This is a genomic window from Streptomyces sp. UNOB3_S3 (genome assembly GCF_020740895.1).
GTDB lineage: Bacteria > Actinomycetota > Actinomycetes > Streptomycetales > Streptomycetaceae > Streptomyces.
Map to the genome: position 1 here is coordinate 1 of NZ_JAILXP010000125.1, position 18,084 is coordinate 18,084.

Below are 18,084 nucleotides of genomic sequence, written 5' to 3' on the forward strand. Positions count from 1 at the left end.
GGGGGCGGGTGAGCGGGGCGTTGCGGGCGAGCTCGGCCAGCTCGGCGGGGTCGACGGGGTCGGCCGCCATGACCTTCTCCCACTTGGGCCACTCGGTGTTGCCCACCATGACCGCGACCGGGGAGCCCATGGACAGTCCGTGCCGGACGCCGCCGAGGAAGGTGATCTCGTCGCGCTCGAACTTCATCCGCGCGCCGCGTCCATAGCCGAGCCGCCGCCGCGCCAGGTGGTCCGCCACCATCTCCGTGGTGACCGGCACGCCGGCGGGAAGTCCCTCCAGCGTCGCCACGAGTGCGGGGCCGTGCGACTCCCCCGCCGTCAGCCAGCGCAACCTGCTCAACGGTGCTCCTCTGCTCGCGCGCTCGAATCTCATGCCGCGCGACGGCCCGGGGGCGCGGCGCGGCGGTGGGCCGGGGAGCGCGACCCTGGCCCGCCACCCCCGATCCTCCCATGCCGGGCGGACATTCCCGGCCGCCGGTCCAGGGTGTGGACCGGCGGCGTCACGTGGTGGACGGCCGCCTCAGCGCGTGCGGGCGGCCAGCGCGGCCTCTCCGGCGGCCCGCATGGCCGCCAGCGGGGCCGGGGCACGGCCCGTCATCAGCTCGACCTGGAGCACGGCCTGGTGCACCAGCAGGTCCAGGCCGCCGAGGACGGTGCCGCCGCGTCCGGCCCAGGCGGCGGCCAGCGGGGTCGGCCAGGGCTCGTAGAGGACGTCGAAGAGCGTGCCGGGGCGCTCGGGCACCGCCCCGGCGAGGGCGTCGGTGGCCCCGGCGGGGGTGGTGGCGACGACCAGCGGCGCCGCGAGGGCCTCGGCCGCCCGCGACCAGTCGGCGGTGCGCACGGGCACGCCCAGCCGCTCGCCCCACTCGCGCATCTCCGCGGCGCGCTCGGCGCTGCGGACGTACACGGTGACCTCGCCGGTGCAGATCCGGGCGAGGGCGGCGAGCGCGGAGGAGGCGGTGGCGCCGGCGCCGAGGATCGCGGCGGATCCGGCCTTCTCCACGCCCCGCTCGCGCAGGGCGGCGGCGATGCCGGGGATGTCGGTGTTGTCGCCGAGGCGGCGGCCGTCGTCGGTGAGGACGACGGTGTTGACCGCCTCCACGGACCGGGCGGTGGCGCTGACGTCGTCCAGCAGCGGGATCACCGCCCGCTTGAGGGGCATGGTGAGGGAGAGCCCGGCCCAGCCGGGGCCCAGACCCGCCATGAAGGCGGGCAGGGCGGCCTCGTCCACCTCGAAGCGGTCGTACGTCCACTCCCCCAGGCCCAGTTCCGCGTAGGCGGCCCGGTGGAGGACCGGGGAGAGCGAGTGGGCGATCGGCGAGCCGAGGACGGCGGCCCGGTGCCGTGCGGCCGTGGCGGGGCCGGTCACTGCCCGCCCGCCTTCTTGGCCTTGCTCTCCTGCTCGTACCGCTGGCGGTTCTTGTTGTGCTCCGCGTTCGTCGCCGCGAACAGGGTCTCGTTCTCGTTGATGGAGACGAAGTAGTACCAGGGGCCGTCCGCCGGCTGGAGCGCGGACTTCAGCGCCTCCAGGCCGGGGTTGCTGATCGGCCCGGGCGGCAGGCCCTTGATGTAGTACGTGTTGTACGGGTGCTTGAACTTCCGCAGATCGCTGACGGCACCGATGTCGAGAGTGCTCTGGCTCTTGGCGTAGTTCACGGTGGAGTCGAAGTCGAGGAAGCCGGCCGTCTCCTTGTTGTCCGGCTTGAGCCGGTTGTAGACCACCCGCGAGATCTTGTCGAAGTCGTGCTTGTACTTGCCCTCGACCTGGACGAGGCTCGCGACGGTGATGACCTGCATCGGGGACTTCAGGCCCAGCGCGGCGGCCTTGCCCGTCACGTCCTGCGCGTCGTAGTTCTGCTTGGCGCGGGCGACCATCTGGCGCAGGAGGTCCTCCGGCTTGGTGCCCTTGCCGGCGCTGTACTGCGACGGGAAGAGGAAGCCCTCCAGCGGGTCCTTGACGTCGGGTTCGCTGTTCGCCCACTCGGGCAGGCCCAGGTTCTTGGCCTGGCTCTTGGCGACACCCTTGGTGGTGCCCGGCGCGAGCCCCAGCTTCTTGTCGATCATGGAGTACATCTCGGCGGCCCGCATGCCCTCGGCGAAGGTGAGGAAGTTCGCCGAGTTGGTCATCATCGCCACGGCCGCGGCGCCGGACATCTCCTTGTGGAGGGTGTACGTGCCGGGCTGGATGGACTTCTTCGCGGCGGCCGAGGTGAAGGCGCCGACGCTCTTGACGACACCGGCCTTCTGGAGGACCTGGCCCATCTCGGTGAGGCTGGCGCCCTTGGGGATCTCGACCTGCACCTGGCCGGTGCCCTCGCCCTCGTAGTCGGGCGCGGTGCCGTAGTGGGTCTCGTAGTAGTCGTAGGCGAAGTAGCCGGCGCCGCCCAGGCCGCCGACGAGCACCACGGCGACGAGCAGGCAGGCGGTGCCGCTGCGGCGCTTGTTCTTCTTGTCCCGGCCCTTGCCCTTGCCGCCGTTGCCCTTCCTGCCGCGCCGGTCACGGCCCCGGGCGGGCTCGTCGCCGTCGTCGGGGTCGTCGTCGAGGACGGCGGGGGTGAGGGGACGGTCGTCGATGTCGTCGAAGAGGGAGATCTTCTCGTCGACGGAGTCGGCGGGCGCGGTGCGCGCCTGGGGCATCTGATGGGTGCCCGTGTGCTGCTCGGCGGGGGCCTGCGGCATCTGGTGCTGGCCCGTGTGCTGGTTCACGGGCATCTGGTGCTGCCCGGTGTGCTGGTCCATGGGCATCTGATGCTGGCCGGTGTGCTGACCCACGGGCACCTGGTGCTGCCCGGTGTGCTGGTTCCCCGGGTGGAGGGCCTGGTGCTGGCCCGTGTGCTGGTCGGGGTAGCCGTGGGCACCGGTGTCGTACTCGTAGTAGCCCTGCTGGCCACCGCTCGGGTACGTGCCGGTCTGCTGCCCGGTGTACTGCTCGCCCTGACCGTTGGTGGAGTACGGGCCGGGGCCCCCCGCCTGCTGCGAGGGGTCCCAGCCGTAGTCCTGCTGCTGGCCGGCGTAGGGGGGCTGCGACTGCTGGGCCTGGTGGGGCTGCGTGTACTGCTGCCCGGTGTAACCCCGGTCCCCGTACAGAGGGTCCTCGGGATGCCACGGTTGGGAGCCGGAACCCCGGCCGTACTCAGTCATCTATCCCCTAGAGCCGCACAGCGGCAGCCAGTGCGCTCGGTGAAGCGCGGAAGTCCGACGTCTGGTCCTGCCCTGAAGACATTCGAACAGCTGCCATGTCGCGCGGAACGTTACCGTATTGCGATCAGATGACCACGTCGACGGGCTCGCCCGGCGGCCGCCCGGAGACCTTCTCGATCTCCAGGGCGTTCTGGAGGATGACCACCGCGGCCGCCTGGTCCACCACGGAACGGCCCTTCTTGGCGTTGACGCCGGAGGCGCGCAGTCCCTGGGCCGCTGTGACGGTCGTCATCCGCTCGTCGACCAGCCGCACCGGCACCGGGGCGACCCGCCGGGCCATCTCCTTGGCGAAGGTGCGCACCTTGGCCGCCGCCGGGCCCTCGCCCCCCTTGAGGGAGCGGGGCAGGCCGACGACGACCTCGATGGGCTCGTACTCCGCGACGATCGCCACCAGCCGCTTGTGGGCCTGGGGGATGTCCCGGCCGGGGACGGTCTCCACCGGAGTGGCGAGGATCCCGTCGGGGTCGCACGAGGCGACCCCGATCCGGGCGTCCCCGACGTCCACGGCGATGCGCCTGCCGCGTCGCACGTCAGGCCGCCTCGGCCACGAGGCGCTCGACGGCGGCCATGGCCTCGTCGAGGGCCTCGGGGTTCTGGCCGCCGCCCTGGGCGACGTCCGGCTTGCCGCCGCCACCGCCACCGAGGGTCTTCGCGGCCGTACGGACCAGGTCGCCGGCCTTCAGACCGCGCTCACGGGCGGCCTCGTTGGTGGCGATCACGGTCAGCGGACGGCCGTTGGCCACGGTGAACAGGGCCACCACGGCGGCCCGGCCGCCCTGGATGCGGCCGCGGACGTCGAGGACCAGCTTGCGCAGGTCGTCGGCGCCGGTGCCGTCCGGCACCCGGCCGACGGCCAGGGCGACGCCGTGGATGTCCTTGGCGCCCTCGGCCAGGCCGGCGGCGGCCTGGAGGACCTTCTCGGCGCGGAAGCGCTCGATCTCCTTCTCGGCGTCCTTGAGCTTGGCGAGCATGCCGGAGATCTTCTCCGGGAGCTCCTCGGGACGGCCCTTGACCAGCTCGGTGAGCTGGGCGACGACCGTGTGCTCCTTGGCCAGGAAGTTGTAGGCGTCGGCGCCGACGAGGGCCTCGACACGGCGCACGCCGGAGCCGATCGAGGACTCGCCGAGGAGCTTCACCAGACCCAGCTGGGCGGTGTTGGCGACGTGCGTACCGCCGCAGAGCTCCTTGGAGAAGTCGCCGATGGTCACGACGCGGACGCGCTCGCCGTACTTCTCGCCGAACTCGGCGATGGCACCGGACTTCTTGGCCTCCTCCAGGCTCATGACCTCGGCGTGCACATCGAGCTCGCTGGAGAGGACCTCGTTGATGCGCTGCTCGACGTCGACGAGGACGCTGCCGGGCACGGCGGTCGGCGAGCCGAAGTCGAAGCGGAAGCGGCCCGGGGAGTTCTCCGAACCGGCCTGGGCGGCCGTCGGGCCCAGGGCGTCGCGCAGCGCCTGGTGGGTGAGGTGGGTGGCGCTGTGGGCGCGGGCGATGGCGCGGCGGCGCTTGACGTCGATGACGGCGTAGGCGGAGGCGCCCACGGTGACCTCGCCGACCTGGACGACACCCTTGTGGACGTGCACGCCGGGGACCGGCTTCTGCACGTCGCGGACCTCGATCACGGCACCGGAGTGGAGCTTGATCCGGCCCTGGTCGGCGAGCTGGCCGCCGCCCTCGGCGTAGAAGGGGGTGCGGTCCAGGACGACCTCGACCTCGTCGCCCTCGGTGGCGGCCGGCGAGGACACACCGTCGACGAGCAGGCCGACGATGGTCGACTCGCCCTCGGTGGTGGTGTAGCCGGTGAAGTCGGTCTCGCCGGAGGCGTCGGCGACCTCACGGTAGGCGGACAGGTCGGCGTGGCCGGTCTTCTTGGCCTTGGCGTCGGCCTTGGCGCGCTCCCGCTGCTCCTTCATCAGACGGCGGAAGCCGTCCTCGTCCACGGAGAGGCCCTGCTCGGCGGCCATCTCCAGGGTGAGGTCGATGGGGAAGCCCCAGGTGTCGTGGAGCAGGAACGCCTTGTCGCCGGAGAGGACCGTGCCGCCGGCGGCCTTGGTCTCGGTGACGGCGGTGTCGAGGATGTTGGTGCCGCCCTTGAGGGCCTTGAGGAAGGCGGCCTCCTCGGCGAGCGCGACGGTCTCGATGCGCGTGCGGTCGGTGAGCAGCTCGGGGTACTGCTGGCCCATCGTGCGGATGACGACGTCGAGCAGCTCGGCGACGACCGGGCCGGTGGCACCCAGCAGGCGCATGTTGCGGATTGCGCGGCGCATGATGCGGCGCAGGACGTAGCCGCGGCCCTCGTTGCCGGGGGTGACGCCGTCGCCGATGAGCATGGTGGAGGTGCGCATGTGGTCGGCGACCACGCGCAGCGCGACGTCGGTGTTCTTGGCCGTGCCGTACTGGACGCCGGTGAGCTCGGTGGCCTTGTCGATCACGACACGCAGGGTGTCGGTCTCGTACATGTTCTGCACGCCCTGGAGGATCATCGCCAGGCGCTCGAGGCCGAGGCCGGTGTCGATGTTCTGGCTGGGCAGGTCGCCGAGGATCGGGAAGTCCTCCTTGCCCTCGCCGGCACCGCGCTCGTACTGCATGAAGACCAGGTTCCAGATCTCCACGTAGCGCTCGTCGTTGACGGCGGGGCCGCCCTCGACGCCGAACTCCGGGCCCCGGTCGTAGTTGATCTCGGAGCACGGGCCGCAGGGGCCCGGGACGCCCATGGACCAGTAGTTCTCCTTCTTGCCCAGGCGCTGGATGCGCTGGGCCGGCACGCCGATGACGTCGCGCCAGATGCGCTCGGCCTCGTCGTCGTCGAGGTAGACGGTGATCCAGAGCTTCTCCGGCTCCAGGCCGTAGCCGCCGTCCGCCACGGGAGTCGTCAGCAACTCCCAGGCGTACTTGATGGCGCCTTCCTTGAAGTAGTCGCCGAAGGAGAAGTTGCCGCACATCTGGAAGAACGTGCCGTGGCGGGTGGTCTTGCCGACCTCTTCGATGTCCGGGGTGCGGACGCACTTCTGCACGCTCGTGGCGCGCGGGAAGGGCGGCTTGACCTCACCGAGGAAGTAGGGCTTGAAGGGGACCATGCCCGCCGGGACCAGCAGCAGGGTCGGGTCGTCCGCGATGAGCGACGCCGAGGGGACGACGGTGTGCCCGCGCTCCTCGAAGAAGCGCAGCCAGCGGCGGCGGATTTCAGCCGACTCCATCAGTGGTCCTCTTTCCGGGTGAACGAGTTGTAGGTGTGGTGCTGTTCGAGAGCGACGAGGCGGCGCTGCTCGGGAAGGGCGCGGCGGTCGGGCTCCGGCGGGACGGCGTTGAGACCCAGGGCGTCCTTGAGGGCCGCCTCCCGGTGGGCCATGCCGTCGCGCACGTCGAGGGCGAAGAGCTTGACCTTGCGGCCGGCGATCACGGCCCGGTCGGCCGCCTGGAGCGCCAGGCTCTCCGGGGTGAGCTTGGCGAGCTTGCGGTTGACCTTGGTGGTGGCCCACACGCCGGCTGCTACGCCGGTGGTGAACCAGAACGTGCGGCGGAACATTTCCGGGTCTCAGCCCTTCCCACGGGTACGGCGGCCGCCGAACCGGGCGGACGGCAGTTTCTTGTCGACGGCCCTGCCGACGAAGACGGTGTTCCGCGGCTCCGGCTCGGCCTTGCGGCCCATCGCGCGGCGCACGCCGTAGCCGAACGCGGCGACCTTGACCAGGGGGCCGCCGAAGGCGGAGGAGACGGTCGAGGAGAGCGCCGAGGCGTTCGCCGTGACCTCCTGGACGTCCGCGGTGATCGAGTCGACGCGGGCGAGCTGGGTGTTGGCGGAACGGACGGTCGCGGACGCGTCGGCCAGCAGCGGGACGGCCTGCTCGGAGATGTCGGCGACAAGTCGGGTGGCCGCTCTCAGCGTCTGTGCGAGCCGGACCAGCACCAGGGCGATGAACGACACGAGGATCGCCCAGAAGACGGCCACGAGGATCCCGGCCACCTCTCCACCGGACACGCTGCACCGCTCCCTAGCTGTTGTCCTGCACTGCTTGTCGGATACCGACCTTATCGCGCCGGGCCTTCGCGGCCGTACCGCATTACCGGTCCGTACGGCACGGATGTACGACGGGATCCGGGGCCTTCGGGGCCCCGGAAACGCGCCAGCCCGCCGGCCCGCGGCCACGAGGGCCGACGGAACGACGGGCTGGGCGAAAGGAGAGGTCCTACGGCCGGGATTAGCGGGCGTAGTACTCGACGACGAGCTGCTCGTCGCAGATCACCGGGATCTCCTTGCGGTTCGGGTCGCGGTCCAGGCGGAACGCCAGCGCCTGCAGGTTGACCTGCAGGTAACGCGGGGTCTCGCCCTCACCGGCGTAGCCACCGGCCATGGCGACCTGGAACGGGTGCTTGGCACGGCTGCGCTCGCGAACGGTCACGACGTCGTTCGGGCGGACGCGGAAGGACGGCTTGTCGACCTTCTTGCCGTTGACCTCGATGTGGCCGTGGACGACCATCTGGCGCGACTGGTAGACGGTGCGGGCGATGCCGGCACGCAGGACCAGGGCGTCGAGGCGACGCTCGAGCTCGACGACCAGCGCCTCGCCCGTCTTGCCCTCGGCCTTCTTGGCACGGTCGTAGGCGCGCGCCATCTGGCGCTCGCTGATGTCGTACTGGGCGCGCAGACGCTGCTTCTCAAGCAGACGGACCTTGTAGTCCGAGTTCTGCTTGCGGCCACGGCCGTGCTCGCCCGGCGGGTAGGGGCGGGCCTCGAAGTACTTGACGGCCTTCGGCGTCAGCGCGATGCCGAGCGCACGGGACTTCTTGACCTTGGGACGCGACTGGTTAGGCACGTTCTCCAGACCTCCGTTGATAAGTTAGGTTAGGCTTACCTTACTCAAGGAGATCGCATGTCTCGTCCGGGGAACACCAGTCACATCACGGACAGCACGAAAGGATCCCAACAGGGATCCGACGCTCTGGAAGGCGTCGACGTGACGGAGGTCCGATCAGATCGTGGTCAGCCGCGTCCCAGCGGACTTGAAATCGCACGGATGCCGTCAGCAGCCGAGCGCACACGAACTCTCGTACAGAGTACATGCTCCGCGGTGCTGCTGATTCCAGGGCTGACCGGCTCCTACCCGGACCAGCTGCTGCCGGACGTGCGCACGGTGGGCCCGGACGGCGAGGTCTTCCTCGTCCTGCCCGCCGATTCCCCGGCCGTACGGGCCGCCACCCACGCCCAGGACGACGAGCTGGCCGTCGTCCTGGAGCTCACGGATGTGGCGCCCGTCTCCGTCCCCAACCGTATCCGCGGCCGCGCCTGGCTGTCCGGCTGGCTGACCTGTGTGCCCGGGGTGGCCGAGCCGGGCCGGATGCTGCTGCGGCTGGAGCTGGGCGAGGCGAGCGTGGACGACCTGTGGGGCGCGGAGACCGTGGAGCCCGAGGTCTTCGCCCGGGCCTGCCCCGACCCGCTGGTCGAGCACGAGGCGGAGCTGCTCCAGCACCTCCACGCCGGCCACGGCGATCAGGTGCGGAGCCTGTGCTCGCTGCTCGGGGACCGCGAGAGCGACGCGTGGGACGCCTACGCCTCGGCGGTGCCGGTGGCCCTGGACCGCTTCGGCCTCCGCGTCCGCTTCACCCGCCGCCACGGCGCCGGCCCGGCGGCCGACCGCTCCTTCGACGCCCGCTTCGAGTTCCCCGAGCCGGTCGAGGACGTCGTCGCCCTGCGGCGGGCGATGCACCAGTTGTTCGACGCGGCGGGTTACTGAGGACCGGGCCCAGCCGGTTTGTGGGCACCCGTTCCGCAGGGCTGGGGGCACCTCCCAGCGGTAGCTGGGGGAGGCTGGGCACAAACCGGCCCACCGGGCCGCACCCGAACCGCTACGCGTCCCCGCGCAAGCGCGAGCGAACCCGGTCGGCGACGTCCGCGTACCGCGCCTCCGCCCCGTACCGCGTCGGCTCGTAGTACACCTTCCCGTGCACGGAATCCGGCGCGTACTGCTGAGCCGCGATGCCACCAGGCAGATCGTGGGGGTACTGGTACCCCTCCCCGTGCCCCAGCTTCTCCGCCCCCTTGTAGTGGCTGTCCCGCAGATGCGCCGGCACCGGCCCCGCCAGCCCCGCCCGTACGTCCGCCAGCGCGGCGTCGATCGCCAGATACGCCGCGTTGGACTTCGGGGCCAGCGCCAGCGCCACCGCCACCTGGCTCAGTGTGATCCTCGCCTCGGGGAAACCGATCATGGCGACGGCCTGCGCCCCGGCCACCGCCGTCTGGAGGGCCGTCGGGTCCGCCAGGCCGATGTCCTCGCTCGCCGAGATCATCAGCCGACGGGCGATGAAGCGGGGGTCCTCCCCCGCCTCGATCATCCGCGCCAGATAGTGCAGCGTCGCGTCCACGTCCGAGCCGCGGATCGACTTGATCAGGGCGCTCGCCACGTCGTAGTGCTGATCGCCGTCGCGGTCGTACTTCACGGCCGCCCGGTCGACCGCGCCCTCCAGGGTCTCCAGGGTGATCTCGTCCTCGCCTTTGGCGATGGCCGAGCCCGCGCCCGCCTCCAGCGCCGTGAGCGCGCGGCGGGCGTCGCCGCCCGCGATGCGCAGCAGATGGGCCTCGGCGTCCGGGGAGAGGGCGACGGCCCCGCCCAGCCCGCGCTCGTCGGTGAGGGCGCGGGCGATCAGGCCGCGCAGATCGTCGTCCGTCAGCGCCTGGAGCGTCAGCAGCAGGGAGCGCGAGAGCAACGGGGAGATGATCGAGAAGTACGGGTTCTCCGTCGTGGCCGCGATGAGCGTGACCCAGCGGTTCTCCACGGCGGGCAGCAGGGAGTCCTGCTGGGCCTTGCTGAAGCGGTGGATCTCGTCCAGGAAGAGGACGGTCTCCTTGCCGTAGCCACCGGAGGCGCGGCGGGCGCCGTCGATGACGGCCCGTACCTCCTTGACCCCGGCGGTGATCGCGGAGAGCTCCACGAAGCGCTTGTTGGTGGCCTGGCTGACCACATACGCGAGCGTGGTCTTCCCGATGCCGGGCGGCCCCCAGAGGATCACCGAGGAGGGCCCGGCGGGACCGCCGCTCCCCTCCCCCACCAGGCGGCGCAACGGGGAGCCGGGCTTGAGCAGGTGCCCCTGCCCCACGACCTCGTCGAGCGTACGGGGGCGCATCCGGACGGCCAGCGGACTGCCCGCCGGATCCTTCTCCTGGCGGTCTTCCGCGGCGGCGGTGAACAGGTCGGGCTCCACGCTCGAAACCCTATGCCACACCACTGACAACGCCGCCGGACCCGAAGGTCCGGCGGCGTCGGTCGAGCCGGTGCGAGGGCGCGTGTCAGGCCGTGCCGCCCGTCCAGAACCACCACCACTTGGTGAGGATCAGCATCCCGATGACGCCGACGTGCAGCACCGGCAGCACCCAGTGGAACTCCAGCAGTCCCCGCTTGAGCCCGTCCGGCACGGGGATGAAGCCGTGCCGGACGTTCTGCACGGTGACGTACCAGAACATGAGGATGGTGGCGACCCAGGCCAGGCAGCACCACAGGCAGAGCGAGCCGATGACGTACAGCGACTGGTACTGGAGCCAGGTGACGAAGCCGACGCCGAAGAGGCAGCCGGCCTCCATCCCGAGCCAGTACCAGCGGGGCAGACGGGCGCCGGTCAGCAGCGCCAGGCCGATCGCGATGATCATGCCGTAGGCGACCAGGCCGAGCATCGGGTTGGGGAACCCGAAGGCCTTGGCCTGGGCGCTCTCCATGATGTTGCCGCAGGAGACGATGGGGTTGAGGCTGCACCCGGGGGTGAACGTCTTCCCGTCGACCTTGGCCTCAAGGATCTTGAACTTGTCGATCGTGATGACCCACGAGGCCAGCAGCCCGGCCGCACCGGTGATCACCAGCAGCCACGCGAACGCACGGCTGCCGCCCGCCGCACCCGTGGCGGGGCCGTCCCGCTCCACGCCGTCGGTGTCGGAACGGTCGAGTGCCGAAGTCGTCATAGCGCTGTCGATCCCATCAGTAGGCCGTTGCCGCCCCATTCTGCACCAGCAGTCTGTGAATCAGCCCTGGGCCGAAAGGACCTCACTCACAACGGTGTCGAGGGCCACGGCCTTCTGCTCACCGCTCTCCAGGTCCTTGAGCTGCACCACGCCCTCGGCGAGATCCCGCTCACCGGCGACGAGCGCGAAGCGGGCGCCGGAGCGGTTGGCCGACTTCATGGCGTTCTTCAGGCCCTTGCCGCCGAAGGCGAAGTCGGTGGCGACACCGGCCCGGCGCAGCTCGGTGACCACGCCGAAGAGCGTCCGGCGGGCCTCCTCGCCCAGCGGCACCGCGAAGACCTGGGTGGTGGCGGGCAGTTCGAGCTCGATCCCCTCGGCCTTGAGGGCCAGCACCGTACGGTCGACGCCGAGCGCCCAGCCGACGGACGGCAGGGCGGGGCCGCCGATCATCTCGGAGAGGCCGTCGTAGCGGCCGCCGCCGCCGACCGCGGACTGCGAGCCGAGGCCGTCGTGGACGAACTCGAAGGTGGTGCGGGTGTAGTAGTCCAGACCCCGGACCAGCTTCTCGTCGTCCTCGAAGGCGACACCGGCGGCGGTCAGCAGCGCGCGGACCTCCTCGTGGTACGCCTTGCACGCCTCGCACAGGTGGTCGCGGAGCATGGGGGCGCCGACGAGCTGCTTCTGGACGGCCTCGCGCTTGTCGTCGAGGACGCGCAGCGGGTTGATGTCGATGCGGCGGCGGGTGTCCTCGTCCAGGTCCAGGCCGCGCAGGAAGTCCTGCAGGGCGGCCCGGTAGGCGGGGCGGCACTCCTTGTCGCCGAGGGAGTTGAGCACCAGGCGGAAGTTCTTGAGGCCCAGCGACTTGTAGGCGTCGACGGCCAGGATGATCAGCTCGGCGTCCAGCGCCGGGTCCTCGGCGCCGATGGCCTCCGCGCCGACCTGCGAGAAGTGGCGGTAGCGGCCGGCCTGCGGGCGCTCGTAGCGGTAGTACGAGCCCGAGTACCAGAGCTTGACGGGCAGGTTGCCGGCCTTGTGGAGGCTGGCCTCCAGGGCGGCGCGCAGCACGGAGGCGGTGCCCTCGGGCCGCAGGGCGAGCTGGTCGCCGCCGCGGGTGGTGAGGGTGTACATCTCCTTGGTCACGATGTCGGTGGACTCGCCGACGCCGCGGGAGAACAGCTCGACCTGTTCGAAGCCGGGGGTCTCCACATAGCCGTAGCCGGCCCGCTTGAGCGGGGCGGAGATGGCGTCGCGCACGGCGAGGTAGGTCGCCGAGTCGGGCGGAAGGAGGTCGTAGGTGCCCTTGGGGGCCTTGAAGGTGCTCACGGAACTCTCGTCACATTCCTCGTCGCGGAGCCGGGTGGGCGGCTCCGGGGCCGGCGGCCACTTCCCTGAGGTAGGGGTTGGTGGCGCGCTCCTGGCCGATGGTCGTCTGGGGGCCGTGGCCGGACAGCACCACGGTCGAGTCGTCCAGGGGCAGGCACACACGGGCCAGCGACTGGAGCATCTCGGCGTGGTCACCGCCGGGCAGGTCGGTGCGTCCGATGGAGCCGGCGAACAGCAGGTCGCCCGAGAAGAACACCGAGGGGATCTCGGCGGTCTCGGGCATCCTGAAGGTCACCGACCCCTTGGTATGGCCGGGCGCGTGCGCGACGGAGAACTCCAGCCCCGCGAGTTCCAGCCGGCTGCCGTCGGAGAGCTCCTTGACGTCGTCCGGCTCCCCCACCGTGAGCTCGCCCATGAGCCGCTGCCCGATGGAGCGGCCGAGGGCCTTCTCCGGGTCGCTCATCATGTAGCGGTCGGCGGGGTGGATCCAGGCGGGGACGTCATGGGCACCGCACACCGGGACGACCGAGGCGACGTGGTCGATGTGGCCGTGGGTGAGGACGACGGCGACGGGCTTGAGCCGATGCTTCCTGAGCGCTTCCTCGACTCCCTGGGCCGCCTGGTGGCCCGGGTCGATGATCACGCACTCCTCGCCGGCGGCGGGGGCGACCAGATAGCAGTTGGTCCCCCAGGCCCCGGCGGGGAACCCGGCAATGAGCACGTTCGTCCTTAATGATCGGCGAGTTCTTGCAGGCGGTCTTGCAGGCGGTCTTGCAGGCGGTCTTTCCGGCGGACGCCCCCGGGCGGGGACACCCGACCGCCTCAGAGCCTACCGGCGGCACTCCCACCACGGCGAACCCGTATACGGTACGGGCGACACTTGCGATTCGTGGCTCATGACATGCACAGCGACGACACGAGGAGAGGACCCGGTGGTCACTAACGAGCAGCGGCGGCGCCAGCTCGCCCGGGAGAAGTTTGAACGGCAGCAGCAGCGCCGCGAGGCGGCCCGCCGCAAGGCCCGCCGCAGGAACGCGGTGATCGCCGCCGGAGTCGCCGTGGTGCTGGCCGCGGGCGCGACCGCGTACGCCACGGGCGCCCTCGTCGACGACAAGAAGAAGGACACCTCCGTCGACGCCGCCCCCACGCCCAAGAAGGGCCCGGACCCCTGCGCGAAGCCCGCGCCGGGCACGCCGTCCGCCAAGACGTGGAAGTCCGAGCCGGAGATGACGGTCGACAAGTCGGCGTCGTACGCGATGAACCTCACGACCACGTGCGGCGCCATCGACCTCAAGCTCGACGCCGCGAACGCCCCGCACACGGTCAACTCCTTCGACTTCCTGGCGAAGGAGGGCTTCTTCGACCACTCCAAGTGCCACCGGCTGACCACCGCCGGGATCTACGTCCTCCAGTGCGGCGACCCCAAGGGCACCGGCCAGGGCGGCCCCGGCTACACCATCGAGGACGAGAACCTCAAGGACTCGAAGCTCAAGGGGAACGTCTACCCCGCGGGCACGGTCGCGATGGCCAACACCGGCCAGCCGCACACCGGTGGCAGCCAGTTCTTCCTCGTCTACCAGGACAGCCAGCTGCCGCCGCAGTACACGCCGTTCGGCACCATCGGCGCCGAGGGCATGAAGACGCTGAAGAAGATCGCCGACGCGGGTGAGCAGTCCGGGGCCGGCGACGGCGCGCCGAACGCCACCGTCGTCATCGACAAGGCGGCGGTGACCAGAAGCTGACGCCCGCACGGCGAAATTTCGGTCGCGCGGGATACGGACACGCGGGCCGCCGTTCGCCTATGTTGGCGTTGTGTAGGGTGCCTGCTCCGACGGTTCTGCGCACCCGAACGATCAAGCCGTCGGACCGGCCAGGGCGCGGCCCTGCCCGGCAACAACTGTGGACGATGCGCGCGGGCCGCGACGACGGCCCCGCCATCATGTGGAGGAGGCGCTGTGAGCAGCGACCCGTGGGGCCGCGTCGATGAGACGGGCACCGTGTACGTGCGTACCGCCGACGGCGAGCAGGTCGTCGGCTCGTGGCAGGCGGGGTCCCCGGAGGAGGCCCTGGCTTACTTCGAGCGCAAGTACGAGGGCCTGGTCGTCGAGATCGGCCTCCTCGAGCGTCGGGTGAAGACCACCGATCTCTCGGCCAAGGACGCGACGGCCGCGATCGAGCACATCCGCACCCAGGTCGACGAGCACCATGTGGTGGGAGACCTGGACGCGCTGAGGGAGCGGCTGGACAAGCTGGTCGCCACCGTCGAGACGCGCCGCGAGGAGCGCAAGGCGGTGAAGGCCAAGCAGTCCGAGGAGGCCCGTACGGCCAAGGAGTCGCTGGTCGCCGAAGCCGAGGAGCTGGCGGCGAGCGAGCAGTGGCGCGCGGCCGGCGAGCGGCTGCGCGCCCTGGTGGACACCTGGAAGGGCCTGCCCCGGCTGGACCGCAAGACCGACGACGAGCTGTGGCACCGCTTCTCGCACGCCCGGTCGGCGTTCTCCAAGCGGCGCAAGGCGCACTTCGCCTCGCTGGACGCGCAGCGCGAGGACGCCCGCAAGGTCAAGGAGAAGCTGGTCGCCGAGGCCGAGTCGCTCTCGGGCTCGACGGACTGGGGCCCGACGGCCGCGCGCTACCGCGACCTGATGGCCGACTGGAAGGCCGCCGGGCGCGCCCAGCGCGAGGCGGAGGACGAGCTGTGGGCCCGTTTCCGGGGCGCCCAGGACGTCTTCTTCCAGGCCCGCGGCCAGGTCTTCGCCGAGCGCGACGCGGAGCAGTCCGGCAACCTCACGCTCAAGGAGGAGCTGGTCGTCGAGGCCGAGAAGCTGCTCCCGGTGACCGATCTGAAGGCGGCGCGGGCCGCGTTCCGTTCGGTCAACGAGCGCTGGGAGGCCATCGGTCATGTGCCGCGCGACGCCCGCCCGAAGATCGAGGGCCGGATGCACGCGGTCGAGCGGGCCATCCAGGAGGCCGAGGAGGCCGAGTGGCGGCGTACGAACCCGGAGGCGCGGGCCCGTGCGGCCGGGCTGACGGGTCAGCTCCAGGCCGCCGTCGACAAGCTCCAGGAGCAGGTCGACAAGGCGCGCGCCGCGGGCAACGACGCGAAGGCCGACAAGCTCGCGAAGGAGCTCGAGGGCCGCAAGGCGCTGCTGGACCAGGCCCTGAAGGGGCTTGAGGAGTTCGGCGGCTGATCGGGCCGTCACGAAGTAAGAAGTAAGGGGCTCCGGCTATTGCCGGAGCCCCTTACTCATGGGCCGCTGTGGACCGCTTACGGCCTGCGGGCCGACGTCACACGGTAGACGTCGTAGACGCCCTCCACGCCGCGCACCGCCTTCAGGACGTGCCCCAGGTGCTTCGGGTCGCCCATCTCGAAGGTGAAGCGCGAGGTGGCCACCCGGTCGCGGGAGGTCTGCACGGCGGCCGACAGGATGTTGACGTGCTGGTCGGACAGCACCCGGGTGACGTCCGAGAGCAGCCGGGAACGGTCCAGCGCCTCCACCTGGATGGCGACGAGGAAGACCGACGACTGCGTCGGCGCCCACTCCACGTCGAGGATCCGCTCGGGCTGCTGCGAGAGCGAGTCGACGTTGACGCAGTCCGCGCGGTGCACGGAGATGCCGTTGCCCCGGGTGACGAAGCCGATGATCGGGTCGCCGGGGACGGGGGTGCAGCAGCGGGCCAGCTTCACCCAGACGTCGTCGACGCCCTTGACGACCACGCCGGGGTCGGCGCTGGAGCGCCGCTTGGAGCGGCCGCGGATCGGTGCGGCCTCCTCGATGTCCTCCGTGGCCGCGTCCTCGCCGCCGAGGGCCTGGACGAGCTTCTGCACCACGCCCTGCGCCGCGACATGGCCCTCGCCGATGGCGGCGTAGAGGGAGGAGATGTCGGGGTAGCGCATCTCGTGCGCGAGGGTGACCAGCGAGTCGCCGGTGAGGATCCGCTGGATCGGCAGGTTCTGCTTGCGCATGGCGCGCGCGATGGCGTCCTTGCCCTGCTCGATGGCCTCGTCGCGGCGCTCCTTGGAGAACCAGGCGCGGATCTTGTTGCGGGCGCGCGGGGACTTGACGAAGCCCAGCCAGTCGCGGGAGGGGCCGGCGCCGGCGGCCTTGGAGGTGAAGACCTCCACCAGGTCGCCGTTGTCGAGCGTGGACTCCAGCGGGACGAGCCGTCCGTTGACCCGGGCGCCTATCGTGCGGTGGCCGACCTCGGTGTGGACGGCGTAGGCGAAGTCGACGGGCGTGGCGCCCGCCGGGAGCGCTATGACATCGCCCTTGGGCGTGAAGACGAAGACCTCGTTGCGCGAGAGGTCGAAGCGCAGGGACTCCAGGAACTCGCCCGGGTCCTCGGTCTCCTTCTGCCAGTCGAGGAGCTGCCGCAGCCAGGCCATGTCATTGACGGTGTCCTGGTTCTTGCCGGCGTTCTTCGGCACATCCGTACGGATCTTGGAGGCGCCGGCGACGGCCTCCTGCTTGTACTTCCAGTGCGCGGCGATGCCGTACTCGGCGCGGCGGTGCATGTCGAACGTGCGGATCTGGAGTTCGACGGGCTTGCCGCTGGGCCCTATGACCGTCGTGTGCAACGACTGGTACATGTTGAACTTGGGCATCGCGATGTAGTCCTTGAACCGTCCCGGGACCGGGTTCCACCGGGCGTGGACGGTGCCGAGCGCCGCGTAGCAGTCGCGGACGGTGTCGACGAGGACGCGGATGCCCACCAGGTCGTAGATCTCGGCGAAGTCCCGGCCCCGCACGATCATCTTCTGGTAGACGCTGTAGTAGTGCTTCGGGCGGCCGGTGACGGTCGCCTTGATGCGGGCGGCGCGCAGGTCGGCCTGGACCTCGTCGGTGACGATGGCCAGGTACTCGTCGCGCTTGGGGGCCCGCTCGGCGACGAGACGGACGATCTCGTCGTACATCTTGGGGTAGAGGATCGCGAAGGCGAGGTCCTCCAGCTCCCACTTGATGGTGTTCATGCCCAGCCGGTGGGCCAGCGGGGCGTAGATCTCCAGGGTCTCGCGGGCCTTCTTCTCCTGCTTCTCCCGCTTGAGGTAGCGCATGGTGCGCATGTTGTGGAGGCGGTCGGCGAGCTTGATGACCAGGACGCGCGGGTCCTTGGCCATGGCGACGACCATCTTGCGCACGGTCTCGGCCTGGGCGGCCTCGCCGAACTGCACCCGGTCCAGCTTGGTGACGCCGTCGACGAGCAGGGCGACCTGGTCGCCGAAGTCGCGGCGGAGGTCCTCCAGGCCGTACTCGGTGTCCTCGACGGTGTCGTGCAGCAGGCCGGCCATCAGGGTGGCCGGATCCATGCCCAGCTCGGCGAGGATCGTGGTGACGGCGAGGGGGTGGGTGATGTACGGGTCGCCGCTCTTGCGCTTCTGGCCCCGGTGCCAGCGCTCGGCGACCTGGTAGGCCCGCTCGATCTGGCGCAGCGTGCCGGTGTCGGCCTTCGGATCGTTTCCGCGCACGATGCGCAGCAGCGGCTCGAGGACGGGGTTGTACGGGCTGGAGCGCTGGACGCCCAGGCGGGCGAGGCGGGCGCGGACGCGGCTGGAGGAGCCGGGCCGGGGCGCGGGGCCCTGCGGCGGCGTGGGGCGCGCCGGGACCGGCTCCTCCAGC

16 protein-coding genes are annotated in these 18,084 nt (G+C 70.9%); 3 read left to right on the forward strand and 13 right to left on the reverse strand.

Features of this window, described 5'->3' with window-relative positions; genetic code table 11:
• The 8 genes from K6I33_RS15820 to rpsD form a co-directional block, all read right to left on the reverse strand.
• Positions 1–340, reverse strand: a 340-nt coding sequence (locus K6I33_RS15820; RefSeq protein ID WP_229352296.1) for a chorismate synthase, incomplete at its 3' end; no start/stop codon positions are given.
• Positions 341–520: 180 nt separating this feature from the next.
• On the reverse strand, positions 521–1,369 hold the full coding sequence (locus tag K6I33_RS15825) for a shikimate dehydrogenase (protein WP_229352302.1): 849 nt from the start codon (positions 1,367–1,369) through the stop codon (positions 521–523).
• Positions 1,366–3,141 (reverse strand): endolytic transglycosylase MltG, encoded by a 1,776-nt coding sequence (gene mltG / locus K6I33_RS15830; protein ID WP_229352305.1) that lies wholly within the window; start codon positions 3,139–3,141, stop codon positions 1,366–1,368. The genes K6I33_RS15825 and mltG overlap by 4 nt, the downstream gene beginning before the upstream one ends.
• Positions 3,142–3,265: 124 nt before the next feature.
• Positions 3,266–3,730, reverse strand: coding sequence for a Holliday junction resolvase RuvX (gene ruvX / locus K6I33_RS15835; RefSeq protein WP_229352312.1), 465 nt, complete (start codon positions 3,728–3,730; stop codon positions 3,266–3,268).
• 1 nt (position 3,731) lies between these two features.
• On the reverse strand, positions 3,732–6,401 hold the full coding sequence (gene alaS / locus K6I33_RS15840) for an alanine--tRNA ligase (RefSeq protein ID WP_229352313.1): 2,670 nt from the start codon (positions 6,399–6,401) through the stop codon (positions 3,732–3,734).
• Positions 6,401–6,730 (reverse strand): hypothetical protein, encoded by a 330-nt coding sequence (locus tag K6I33_RS15845; RefSeq protein ID WP_229352315.1) that lies wholly within the window; start codon positions 6,728–6,730, stop codon positions 6,401–6,403. Before K6I33_RS15845 ends, alaS begins: the two co-directional genes overlap by 1 nt.
• A 9-nt stretch (positions 6,731–6,739) precedes the next feature.
• Positions 6,740–7,183, reverse strand: a complete 444-nt coding sequence (locus tag K6I33_RS15850; protein ID WP_229352317.1) for a DUF948 domain-containing protein — start codon at positions 7,181–7,183, stop codon at positions 6,740–6,742.
• 220 nt (positions 7,184–7,403) lie between these two features.
• The gene (rpsD, locus tag K6I33_RS15855) at positions 7,404–8,018 is read right to left on the reverse strand and encodes a 30S ribosomal protein S4 (RefSeq protein WP_229352320.1); all 615 of its coding nucleotides are present in this window, start codon (positions 8,016–8,018) and stop codon (positions 7,404–7,406) included.
• 201 nt (positions 8,019–8,219) lie between these two features.
• On the opposite strand from rpsD, the gene K6I33_RS15860 reads away from it, so the two are divergent.
• Positions 8,220–8,936 carry a DUF2470 domain-containing protein gene (locus tag K6I33_RS15860; protein ID WP_229352321.1) on the forward strand — a complete coding sequence of 239 codons (717 nt, stop codon included), beginning with the start codon at positions 8,220–8,222 and terminating at the stop codon, positions 8,934–8,936.
• A 112-nt stretch (positions 8,937–9,048) separates the two neighbouring features.
• Here K6I33_RS15860 and K6I33_RS15865 read toward each other — a convergent pair whose 3' ends face one another.
• From K6I33_RS15865 to K6I33_RS15880, 4 genes are all read right to left on the reverse strand, one after another.
• The gene (locus tag K6I33_RS15865) at positions 9,049–10,401 is read right to left on the reverse strand and encodes a replication-associated recombination protein A (RefSeq protein WP_229352322.1); all 1,353 of its coding nucleotides are present in this window, start codon (positions 10,399–10,401) and stop codon (positions 9,049–9,051) included.
• Between the two features lie 85 nt (positions 10,402–10,486).
• Entirely contained in the window at positions 10,487–11,149 is a 663-nt protein-coding gene (locus K6I33_RS15870; RefSeq protein WP_229352323.1) for a vitamin K epoxide reductase family protein, read from the reverse strand.
• Positions 11,150–11,209: 60 nt separating this feature from the next.
• Entirely contained in the window at positions 11,210–12,472 is a 1,263-nt protein-coding gene (hisS, locus tag K6I33_RS15875; RefSeq protein WP_229352325.1) for a histidine--tRNA ligase, read from the reverse strand.
• Between the two features lie 10 nt (positions 12,473–12,482).
• Complete coding sequence (locus K6I33_RS15880) at positions 12,483–13,193, reverse strand: MBL fold metallo-hydrolase (protein ID WP_229352326.1); 711 nt, start codon at positions 13,191–13,193, stop codon at positions 12,483–12,485.
• Between the two features lie 211 nt (positions 13,194–13,404).
• Here K6I33_RS15880 and K6I33_RS15885 point away from each other — a divergent pair, with 211 nt between their 5' ends.
• Positions 13,405–14,214, forward strand: a complete 810-nt coding sequence (locus K6I33_RS15885) for a peptidylprolyl isomerase (protein ID WP_229352327.1) — start codon at positions 13,405–13,407, stop codon at positions 14,212–14,214.
• Between the two features lie 213 nt (positions 14,215–14,427).
• Complete coding sequence (locus K6I33_RS15890) at positions 14,428–15,657, forward strand: DUF349 domain-containing protein (protein ID WP_229352329.1); 1,230 nt, start codon at positions 14,428–14,430, stop codon at positions 15,655–15,657.
• 77 nt (positions 15,658–15,734) lie between these two features.
• On the opposite strand, the gene K6I33_RS15895 is transcribed toward K6I33_RS15890, so the two are convergent.
• Positions 15,735–18,084: bifunctional (p)ppGpp synthetase/guanosine-3',5'-bis(diphosphate) 3'-pyrophosphohydrolase (locus K6I33_RS15895; protein WP_229352331.1), on the reverse strand; the 2,350-nt coding region annotated here is incomplete at its 5' end.

Bases quoted from the DNA above. Each gene is read 5' to 3' on its own strand.
- mltG (WP_229352305.1), bottom strand. From the start codon at position 3,141: ATGACTGAGTACGGCCGGGGTTCCGGCTCCCAACCGTGGCATCCCGAG.
- alaS (WP_229352313.1), bottom strand. From the start codon at position 6,401: ATGGAGTCGGCTGAAATCCGCCGCCGCTGGCTGCGCTTCTTCGAGGAG.
- K6I33_RS15845 (WP_229352315.1), bottom strand. From the start codon at position 6,730: ATGTTCCGCCGCACGTTCTGGTTCACCACCGGCGTAGCAGCCGGCGTG.
- K6I33_RS15860 (WP_229352321.1), top strand. From the start codon at position 8,220: ATGCCGTCAGCAGCCGAGCGCACACGAACTCTCGTACAGAGTACATGC.
- K6I33_RS15870 (WP_229352323.1), bottom strand. From the start codon at position 11,149: ATGACGACTTCGGCACTCGACCGTTCCGACACCGACGGCGTGGAGCGG.